The organism is Aestuariivirga sp. (assembly GCF_044239095.1).
In the GTDB taxonomy this organism is placed as follows: Bacteria; Pseudomonadota; Alphaproteobacteria; order Rhizobiales; family Aestuariivirgaceae; genus Aestuariivirga.
Map to the genome: position 1 here is coordinate 1 of NZ_JBIICB010000256.1, position 6,330 is coordinate 6,330.

The 6,330-nt window shown below is 59.1% G+C and carries 9 protein-coding genes; 4 read left to right on the plus strand and 5 right to left on the minus strand.

Features of this window, described 5'->3' with window-relative positions; genetic code table 11:
• Both ACILRA_RS18330 and ACILRA_RS18335 read left to right on the plus strand, forming a co-directional pair.
• The coding region (locus ACILRA_RS18330; RefSeq protein ID WP_395663504.1) for an IS1380 family transposase at nt 1-1,287 on the plus strand (1,287 nt) is incomplete at its 5' end.
• Between the two features lie 317 nt (nt 1,288-1,604).
• Nucleotides 1,605-2,171 (plus strand): hypothetical protein, encoded by a 567-nt coding sequence (locus ACILRA_RS18335; protein WP_395663505.1) that lies wholly within the window; start codon nt 1,605-1,607, stop codon nt 2,169-2,171.
• Nucleotides 2,172-2,281: 110 nt separating this feature from the next.
• Here ACILRA_RS18335 and ACILRA_RS18340 read toward each other — a convergent pair whose 3' ends face one another.
• On the minus strand, nt 2,282-2,542 hold the full coding sequence (locus ACILRA_RS18340; RefSeq protein ID WP_395663506.1) for a hypothetical protein: 261 nt from the start codon (nt 2,540-2,542) through the stop codon (nt 2,282-2,284).
• 194 nt (nt 2,543-2,736) lie between these two features.
• Between ACILRA_RS18340 and ACILRA_RS18345 the strand changes: the two genes are divergently transcribed.
• Both ACILRA_RS18345 and ACILRA_RS18350 read left to right on the plus strand, forming a co-directional pair.
• Entirely contained in the window at nt 2,737-3,510 is a 774-nt protein-coding gene (locus ACILRA_RS18345) for a carbonic anhydrase (RefSeq protein ID WP_395663507.1), read from the plus strand.
• Nucleotides 3,511-3,893: 383 nt separating this feature from the next.
• Nucleotides 3,894-4,652 carry an SDR family NAD(P)-dependent oxidoreductase gene (locus ACILRA_RS18350; RefSeq protein WP_395663508.1) on the plus strand — a complete coding sequence of 253 codons (759 nt, stop codon included), beginning with the start codon at nt 3,894-3,896 and terminating at the stop codon, nt 4,650-4,652.
• 57 nt (nt 4,653-4,709) lie between these two features.
• On the opposite strand, the gene ACILRA_RS18355 is transcribed toward ACILRA_RS18350, so the two are convergent.
• From ACILRA_RS18355 to ACILRA_RS18370, 4 genes are all read right to left on the minus strand, one after another.
• Nucleotides 4,710-5,066 carry a hypothetical protein gene (locus ACILRA_RS18355; protein WP_395663509.1) on the minus strand — a complete coding sequence of 119 codons (357 nt, stop codon included), beginning with the start codon at nt 5,064-5,066 and terminating at the stop codon, nt 4,710-4,712.
• A gap of 61 nt (nt 5,067-5,127) precedes the next feature.
• A complete protein-coding gene (locus tag ACILRA_RS18360; protein WP_395663510.1) occupies nt 5,128-5,646 on the minus strand; it encodes a chemotaxis protein CheD in 519 nt (172 codons plus the stop codon).
• Between the two features lie 10 nt (nt 5,647-5,656).
• On the minus strand, nt 5,657-6,046 hold the full coding sequence (locus ACILRA_RS18365) for a response regulator (RefSeq protein WP_395663511.1): 390 nt from the start codon (nt 6,044-6,046) through the stop codon (nt 5,657-5,659).
• 12 nt (nt 6,047-6,058) lie between these two features.
• Nucleotides 6,059-6,330, minus strand: a 272-nt coding sequence (locus ACILRA_RS18370) for a CheB methylesterase domain-containing protein (protein WP_395663512.1), incomplete at its 5' end; no start/stop codon positions are given.

Here is a 6,330-nt window from a genome sequence, read left to right on the forward strand (position 1 = left end):
GAGTTCCATGGTTCGCGGATCACCTCCGATGCCGGGCTGCTGGCCTATCGCGAACTCGACGATGCCTTGGGCCTCAGCGCGATGGCCGGTGACGTGCTCGCCGATGCCCGCACCGGCAAGAACGGCCGCCATGCGCTGGTCGGCATGCTGCGGCAGTCGGTGTTCGGACGGCTGGCCGGATACGAGGATGTCAACGACGCCGAGCGGCTGCGCCATGATCCGGCGATGCGCTGGATTGTCGGCGGCAAGGCTGCCGTGGGTTGTTCGGCATCAGCCAGCCAGATGGGACGCTTCGAGACAAGGTTGCTGACGGTGGAGAAGAACCTTACTGCGCTCTCCGATCTGTCAGGCCAATGGATCGACAAGGTGCAGGCTCGCCGTTCAACAGGCAGCATCTTACTGGATATGGATTCGAGCGTAAGCCCGACCCATGGCGAGCAGGAGAACAGCGTCTGGAACGGTCACTTCGAATGCACGTGCTACCATCCGCTGTTCGTGTTTAACCAGTTCGGCGACCTCGAACGCTGCGCCCTGCGCCCGGGCAATGTTCACAGCGCAGACGACTGGAGGAGTGTGCTGCAGCCTGTCGTTGAGCGTTACCGGGAACGGGACCTGCGCCGCTACTTCCGGGGCGATGCCGCCTTCGCCTCACCCGACATCTATGAGTTTCTGGAGACAGAGGGCTACAAGTATACGATCCGTCTCAAGGCGAACGCCATCCTTCAGGACCGTATCGCCAGCCTGCTGACGCGGCCCGTCGGCCGGCCGCCCCATCATGTGGTCCGGACCTACGCCAGCTTCAGCTATCAGGCAGGGTCATGGGACAGGAAGCGCCGCGTCGTCGCCAAAGTTGAGTGGCACCCCGGCGAGCTTTATCCCCGCGTCGGCTTCATTGTCACCAACCTGAGCCGTCAGGCGGTGAAGGTTGTCGCCTTCTACAACATGCGCGGCACCTGCGAGCAGTGGATCAAGGAAGGCAAGGGCGCGATCAAGTGGACCCGCCTGTCATGCCGCACGTTCGCCGCCAATGCAGTCCGTCTCCAGCTTCACGCCCTCGCCTACAATCTCGGCAACTTCCTGCGCACCCTCGCAACACCCGAACCGATCAAGGACTGGTCGCTGACCAGCCTGAGGGAGAAGTTGATCAAGATCGGCGCGAAGATCATCAGCCACGGCCGCTATGTCACCTTCCAGATGGCCGAAGTCGCTATCCCGAGACAACTCTTCGCCGACATTCTGCGGCTGATCGCCGAACTGCGGCCACCGCCTGATCCATCATCGGCGTGAAAGGCCCGGTTGTCATGCGTTCCAGCTCAAACCAAGGGAGAGGTGCGTCTTGATCAACGCACAATCACGGCAAAATCGACATTCCCGGAAAGCAATGAGTAGAAATTGCGGTCATGGCAGACTGTCGACGCTGTTTGCCAAGGGCCGGTCTTGCATCCGGCCCAAAATTGCGCAAATCTTAGACCTAACAAGCCGGTCATCCGGTGGATGTCGGATAGAGGCTCTGGTTTACTGTTGTTATCTGGCAAACTTGAGTTAATAGTTGACATTCTAATCGGTTTGAGATTTTTTTATCCCACTGAGAGGAAGGGCGCGATATGATCAACTTGCATGGAATTACTGCTGCTTTCGTGGTTTGTGGGCTGACCATTTGCTCCTCTGCTCATGCGGCCGATTTACTGATTGACCGTTCAATCACCAAGAATGAAGTTTTGGAAGCTCAGCGTGCTTGGTGCGCGGCTCTTGTAGACATCTCAAAAGCTTATGAAACCGGTGGCCAGAGCGCTGCGAAGGCTTTGGCCGAAAAAGTGATTGACAGTGCTTATGCTTATGACAAGGGCGGCGTGCTCTTCAAGCCCACACTGACAGTAAATCCGCAGACGGTGCGTACGACGCGCGCCGGTGCACTTGCCTATTTTGTTGGTGGTGATCCTGAGTTTCCCAATGACAAAGGATTCGCCCTGAAGGGCTGGACTTCTTGTGTAGCCGAAGACAATGCAATCATTATTCTTGGTGATACAGCGACATCACTCGGAAAGGTCCGTATCACGAATATGGACGGGTCTATCGCCACGGTGGATAAGACATGGCAATACATCAAGGATCCGGACGACCATCTCCGCATAGTGGTTCATCATTCGTCTCTTGAATACAGCGACCAATAGATAGTCCCGAAATTATACCAGAGATGGCGTGACCTCTTCGAAGGGAAGCTTCGATTTTGGGGCCTACGAGTCTGACATATGAATGCGCGGAGCTAGCTCTCTGCTACGCTTCAATAACCATGCACGAACACTTCGCATGTCACGTTGTAATCCATCCCTTCGAGCTGTTTAATTTCGCATTGACCGCCGGCAGCGAGAAACTTCCCTATTCCGCCCACAATAGAAAATCTGTTTGTCACCTGTTGGTTTAAGAGGCCGAGTTTAGCCCCATATATTCCTGTGCCCAATATGACGATCGAATCCTGACCGTCGCCGAACGTATAGGTGATTAAGTATATTCTCGACGTGTTTTCCGGCCCGGGATAACGCATCCTGAACCTCCTTCGCAGACCGATCATGGAGGTGAAGGAACTTGGCCTCGCCGGTGAGCACCGTGTTGACTGACCGAAGCAACCAGTCGAGTGACAAATCGTAGCCTGCCTCGCTCCACGCTGAGAGGCGCGCCTTCATCTCCGCGCGGGCATCGGGCCAATCGGCGTTTAAACACACGCACTGGATACTGTGTTTGGACTTCGACCTCTTTGGATCGAATGTTTTTGGCATCATTAGGGGACATGATATGTGTGAGATATGTAATCAGAAGAGCCGCCGGAAGTTCCTTGCTGGATCTATGGCAGGCATTGCTGCAGTTGGAATGATGGGATGGTCAAGCGTTGCGAATGCGGCCTCCAAGCTTGCACCGACAAGCCTTACGCCTGATGAAGCCCTTGCAAAGTTAAAGGAGGGCAACGCAAAGTTCGTCAATGCACCGGAACTGTGCGCATCGAATCTGGGGATGAAGCGTGATGCGCTAACGGGCGGGCAGGCACCCTGGGCTACAGTGTTAGGTTGCGCTGATAGCCGTGTTCATCCTGAAATGATCTTCGGCGGACTTGAGCTGGGGGAATTGTTTGTATGCCGTAACGCTGGCAACATGGCCGATACTGCCACAATGGGCACAATTGAGTATGGTGCCGCGGTTCTTGGCTCGCCGTTGATCGTTGTGCTCGGACATGAAAAGTGCGGAGCCGTTCAAGCCGCATGTGAGGTCGCAGAGAAGGGCACCGAACTGCCAGGGTTCATCGGACCTATGGTTGACGACATTCTCCCTGCGGCGATTGCCATGCGTGGTAAGGAAGGCGATTTCGTCAGCAATGTTATCCATGAAAGCGCCAAGCGCACTGCGTTCAGAATTTCTCAGGAAAGCGCTATCGTCAGCCGCCTCGTCGGTGAAGGCAAGGTAAAGATTGTCTATGCTATCTATAGTCTAGACACAGGTGTCGTGGAGTTCCTCGGATAAGAATTCTCGCGATGAATAGGCCAAGGCTCATGAATTGAGCCTTGGTTTTTTTTGTTTTTGCAACGGCTACACTACCTCCACCACACGGCGCTTTGCATCTTCATTCACTTCGATGTAGCGCTGTGTGGTGGTGAGAGAAGAATGACCAGCAAGCGCCTGCACGTCACGCAGTGAACCGCCAAGCGTAGACGTCGTTCGGGCAACGGGTCAGTCCGAGCCTTGGTCAACATCTCGGCTTGCTTGCAGGCGCACAGATTGCCGGCGCCATGCTGGCCATGGCGGCGCAGCACGCGTCACTGGCCCCGCCTGGGTCAACTCTTATCGCTCTGGTCAACAGATTCCCGTAGTGGCATCCTCCGGCGTGCAACGTGCAGGGGGACATCATGGCGGCAATCTACAGCGATCTCGCGGGCAAGGTGGTGCTGGTGACCGGCGGCGGGTCCGGAATTGGCGAGACGATCGTACGGCGCTTCGCGGAACAGGGGTGCAAGGTCGCCTTCATCGACATCGCGCGTGATGAGTCGGAAAAACTGGTGGCCGAACTCGCGGCCAAGGGCCAGGCGGTGCAGTTCGAACACACCGACCTGAAGGACATCGCCGCCCTGCGCGCCGCCGTGGCGCGCGTTTCAGCCTCGCTGGGGCCAATCAGCATCCTCATCAACAATGCCGCGCATGACGAGCGCCACGCGACGGCGGATGTCACGCCCGAATATTGGGACGACCGCATCGCCGTCAATCTGAAGCACCAGTTCTTCGCGGCCCAGGCGGTGCTGCCTGCCATGCAGGAGGCGCGCCAGGGGGTGATCATCAACTTCGGCTCGATCTCATGGATGATCGGCCAGGGCGGCATGGCAGCCTACACCGCATCGAAGTCGGCGATCCTCGGCCTCACCCGCTCGCTGGCGCGCGACTATGGGCCCTACAACATCCGCGTCAACGCCATCGCCCCCGGCTGGATCATGACACAGCGCCAGATCGACAAGTGGCTCACCCCTGAATCGCTGAAGGAACTGGAACAGCGCCAGTGCCTCAAGCGCAAGATCATGCCGGACGAGATCGCCCGCTTCACAGTCTTCCTCGCCTCGGAGGAGGCATCCGCCTGCACCAACCAGCACTATGTGGTGGACGGCGGCTGGATCTAGCGCGCGTTCCGGCCAGGTGGGCTCACCTGGTCGAACAGAACTCCCGCACGCCTGCGGCTATCCGTCGGCAAACAGTTCGTAAGACTGATCAGATGGCAGGGCTGCGGGCTTGGCGGCACCTCCCCCGCCGCGCGCCAGGCGCTGGGCCAGGCTGGCGAGCTTGAGTTCGGCCGTGACGGCCTTGCCGTCGATCCGCCAGTCCGGCGGCGAAAGCGAGGCGGCATTGCCGGCGAAGGTGGCAAGCGCCAGCAGCGTCTGGTTCAGGATGTCAAGCAGCTGCAGATTCTGGATGCTGCGGGCATCAAGCACGCCGGCGTGGCGCTCGATCATGTCGTCAACCGAGCTTTCCATGTCAGCCGCCATGAGCTGGAGCGCACCCAGCTCATGCGCGAGCTGCCTGAGCAGGGCCGGCATGGCCATTTCCTGGTGCTGATCGGAGTCTGCCGGCACCGCGGCCCGCTGGAACGCCGACATCTCAGAAAAGCTCCAGTTCGCCGCCCGAAGCCGGCAGTGGCAAGGGCTGGACGCGCTGTGCATCGTCGACGGCGCGCACGAACTTCTGGAGTGCCCGGCCATTGGCAGGCCAGAACTGGATGCGCCGCCCCGTCTCGCCACCCATGCTGCCGCCAGTGATGGCGATCCCTTCCCGGCGCAGGAACTCCTCCGCGAACTTGGCATTTTCCGCACCATAGTCGGACAGCACGTTCATGGTGCGTGCACCTCCGAACAGCTTGGCCTCCAGGCGGCCGCGCGCCGCGCCGAGCTTCAGCAGCCCGTTGATGAGCAGCTCCATCAGGTGCACGCCGTGGCGCGCCGCCATTGGGGAGGCCGCGTCCCTGCCCGGAAGCAGGAAGTGATTCATGCCGCCCACCCGCGCCACGGGATCGTTGATGCAGGCAGCGACGCAGGAACCAAGCAAGGTACTGATCGCGACGTTATCTTCGCCGCTCACGTAGAACTCGCCCTGCACGATATTGATGCGTTGAATATCCATGTTATCTCCATCACACCAGCTTGCCGACAACCGTCTCGATCGCCGCTTTCAGAGTGGCGGGCGTGAACGGCTTGGCGAGGAAATTATTCAGACCGAACTTCTTGCCCTCCTCGATCATCGCTCGGTCACCCTTGCCGGTGACGAGGATGAAGCAGCATTGGCGGGTCGGCCCATATTCGCGCAGCGCTTTGAGCAGCTGCAACCCGTTGAGCTTCGGCATGTTCATGTCGGAGAACACGATGTGGCAAGGGCTTGCCATCATTAGCTGAAGCGCCTGCTCGCCGTCGCCAGCGAGCGTGATGTTCTTGATTCCGATTCCGTTGAGGCTGTCCACCAGAAGCATGCGGCTGACGGACGTGTCGTCCACCACCATCACCTTCAGGTGCTGCATAAAAGGCATGGTTTCTCTCCGCTAGAGCTTGGCCGAGGTTGCCTCGACGATCGCATGGCCCATGCGCACGAGAGGGTACTGGAATTCGACGGCGCCGAGTTCAACGGCGGCCTTGGGCATTCCGTAGACGATCGACGACTGCTCATCCTGCGCGAAGGTGCGCCCACCGGATTCGCGGATGTCGAGCAGGCCCTGCGCTCCGTCGCGGCCCATGCCGGTGAGCAGGGCGCCCAGGCAGCGCGGCCCAAGCGACCGCGCGATCGAGCTGAAGAGCCTGTCGATCGAGGGGCAGT